This window comes from Desulfonatronospira sp. MSAO_Bac3 (assembly GCF_003838035.1).
In the GTDB taxonomy this organism is placed as follows: domain Bacteria; phylum Desulfobacterota; class Desulfovibrionia; order Desulfovibrionales; family Desulfonatronovibrionaceae; genus Desulfonatronospira; species Desulfonatronospira thiodismutans.
Genome location: NZ_QYZY01000147.1, coordinates 1 through 1,027, shown reverse-complemented (window position 1 = coordinate 1,027; position 1,027 = coordinate 1). Strand labels below are relative to the sequence as shown.

The window sequence follows — 1,027 nt, the reverse complement described above, 5'->3', positions numbered from 1 at the left end:
GTTGCACACGGGCGGCTTTGCCGCTCACTGTTGGGGAGTACGCCTCAAGTCTATTCAGGGTGGCGATTGCTGGCACCCCCTGAATGGTTACGTGTAAATTTGCGTTGATTCGTGGACAGGTTCTTTTATCTTTAATCTTTGAATTGGCTCCGTCACAATGCAGCTGCTATTGATTGTGATCTTTAAGGCCGGGCAAGGAAATTACCGCCCTTTTACCTTCGCCAGGACTGTACATGGTGCGCCGTCTGCCCCGGTGACGCGTAGGGGGGCGATTATTACCTGCTCAATCTCTATCTGGCCGTCAATCTGCTCCAGGTGCATATCCTCTAAGGGCAGTATGGGGTGGTTACTGTCCAGCAGAAAAGCCCTGTGAGCCTCTCGTCCCAGGTCACGGTGGGCATAGGAAGACAGGGAGATGCTGTCAACTCCGAGTGCTCGCAGTGCAGGCAGCCTTTCCCGCAGATAATCCGCCAGGTCGGGATGGAATCCCGGGTTGTTCTGCGAGTAGGTGTCCCGTCCTCTTAACCCGCCGAATCCAGTCCTGATGAGCAACAGGTCTGTGTCTGCTGGAGCCTGTGATATGTCTAAGTGGTCAGGGGTAATGATCAGCTCTGGTTCAGCCGGGGATATGTCTGCAATGAAGACCTGAAAAAAAATGAAAAATTCAGGGTCGTAATCATCAATATCCTTGCCTCTGGTTGAGAAATGCCTGGGGAAATCAATATGAGTGCCTATGTGGTTGGACATGGACCAGCTCTTGGTGTCGCAGGAATCTCCCTGGTCCATCTGCTTGACTTTTTTCTCGGCAAAGCCGTGTCCACCACCGTAAGCCGGGGCCTGGGGATTCAGCGGGTATGATAAAAATATCCAGTTGTTCATAGGGCCTTCTTAGGGTTTGTCATAAAATAAGTGTTACATAATGCCTGCATAATCTGGGGGTTTATCGCTCCCACGCTCTGCGTGGGAGCGTAGCCCGACCGCTCCTGCGGTCATTGTGGACGCGGAGCGTCCAGGGAATGTTCCCACG

General features: G+C 52.8%; 1 protein-coding gene. It reads right to left on the bottom strand.

Going from position 1 to position 1,027, the window contains the following annotated elements:
* Window positions 1-201: 201 nt before the first annotated feature.
* On the bottom strand, window positions 202-879 hold the full coding sequence (locus tag D5S03_RS05215) for a cyclase family protein (RefSeq protein WP_287042881.1): 678 nt from the start codon (window positions 877-879) through the stop codon (window positions 202-204).
* Between the last annotated feature and the right edge of the window lie 148 nt (window positions 880-1,027).